Source organism: Paracoccus sp. Z118 (assembly GCF_019061185.1).
In the GTDB taxonomy this organism is placed as follows: domain Bacteria; phylum Pseudomonadota; class Alphaproteobacteria; order Rhodobacterales; family Rhodobacteraceae; genus Paracoccus.
The window spans coordinates 1-1,317 of record NZ_JAHQZU010000088.1 but is presented as its reverse complement, the minus strand read 5'-3'; the positions used below and the strand labels follow the sequence as shown (position 1 = coordinate 1,317).

General features: G+C 69.2%; 4 protein-coding genes. 2 read left to right on the top strand and 2 right to left on the bottom strand.

Translation table 11 applies throughout. The features are described from left to right. Positions 1–60 precede the first annotated feature (60 nt). Together KTN05_RS17560 and KTN05_RS17555 are read right to left on the bottom strand one after the other, a co-directional pair. Complete coding sequence (locus KTN05_RS17560; RefSeq protein ID WP_217330658.1) at positions 61–213, bottom strand: hypothetical protein; 153 nt, start codon at positions 211–213, stop codon at positions 61–63. A gap of 154 nt (positions 214–367) precedes the next feature. Next, entirely contained in the window at positions 368–562 is a 195-nt protein-coding gene (locus tag KTN05_RS17555) for a hypothetical protein (protein WP_217330657.1), read from the bottom strand. A 21-nt stretch (positions 563–583) separates the two neighbouring features. Here KTN05_RS17555 and KTN05_RS17550 point away from each other — a divergent pair, with 21 nt between their 5' ends. Further along, complete coding sequence (locus KTN05_RS17550) at positions 584–751, top strand: hypothetical protein (protein ID WP_217330656.1); 168 nt, start codon at positions 584–586, stop codon at positions 749–751. Beyond that, positions 748–1,317 (top strand): TenA family protein (locus KTN05_RS17545; RefSeq protein ID WP_217330655.1); only part of this gene is annotated, 570 nt, incomplete at its 3' end. The genes KTN05_RS17550 and KTN05_RS17545, both read left to right, overlap by 4 nt.

Genomic DNA, 1,317 nt, shown 5'->3' with positions numbered 1-1,317 from the left:
TCGAGCATCCGGGCTGGGAGCCGCTGGCCTGACCACCGGAAAGCACAAGGCCGGCGGAGCTCAGTCTCCGGCCGGCTGCGCCTTCTCGAAGTTGCGGGGCCGGCGAGCGCACAGCAGGTCCGCCCGCGCGTCGGGGGGTCGGTCATAACCTTCGGAAGCCGAGATAGGAAGCTCGCGCTCGGCGTCGAGGAAGCAGCGGCCCTTGGTGCCCAAGGTCGGACGCGATAAATGACGCCGGCCCCGGTTGATCCGGCTGGCCCGCTCCGCGTGACGCGAGAGGCGCTGGAGCTGGAGCTGGAGCTGTTCGCGCCGCTCGACCTGCCCGGGGTCAAGCTGCGGCCGACGCATCAGGCCCGCGGGGAGAGTGCTACCGCTGCCGGGCCTTGCGGCCGGCATAGCGGCGGTCGCGCTCGGCCTTTCGTGCAGCCTCATCCGAGATGACACGGGCGATCATGTTGTCAGCCCGCTCCCGCGCCTCGATCTCGCCTCTCGCGGCAACGTTGGCGGCGTCCTGATAGGCGGCCGCCTCGGCGTCGAGGCAAAGGCGCTTTTCGCGGGCCACGCCCCGGATCTCGGGGACGAGTTGAACACCGCGGCCTGGGATGACACCTTCGGCCGTTTCGCAACGTCCCCCGCCGCCCTCGATCACGGCCGATATGCCCGGTTCGAGGCTTTCCTGCACGAAGAGGGGCTCATTCCCGCCGTCCTGCCGGTCGAGCAGCTGGCCATGGACGTGGGTGCTGCCGAATGAGCCCCCTGTCCGCCGCCCCCGTTTACGGCCGCTGCTTCGCCGCCTGGCGCGAGGCCTGCGCCGACACATGGCACGACTACACGCACCACGCCTTCGTCGAAGGGTTGCGCGATGGAACACTGCCGCGCGCGGCCTTCCTGACCTATCTCGTGCAGGACTACCGCTTCCTCATCCACTTCAGCCGGGCCTGGGCGCTAGGTGTCGTCAAGGCGGCAACGCTGGAGGAGATGCGCGCCTGTTCGGCGACGGTCCACACGCTCGTCGATGGAGAAATGCCGCTGCATCTGCGCATCTGCGCGGCACAGGGGATCGACGCCGCCGCCCTAGAGGCCGCGGAGGAAGCGCCGGAGAATCTCGCCTACACGCGCTACGTTCTGGAAGCGGGCTATTCGGGCGATTTCCTCGACCTGCTCGCGGCGCTCGCGCCCTGCGTGCTGGGTTATGGCGAGATCGGGCTGAGGCTGGCCCGTAATGCGGTGCCGGACACGCCCTATCGGGACTGGATCGACACCTATGCCGGCGCGCCATATCAGGCCGCCTGCCGCGAGGTTGGCGCGCTGATCGAT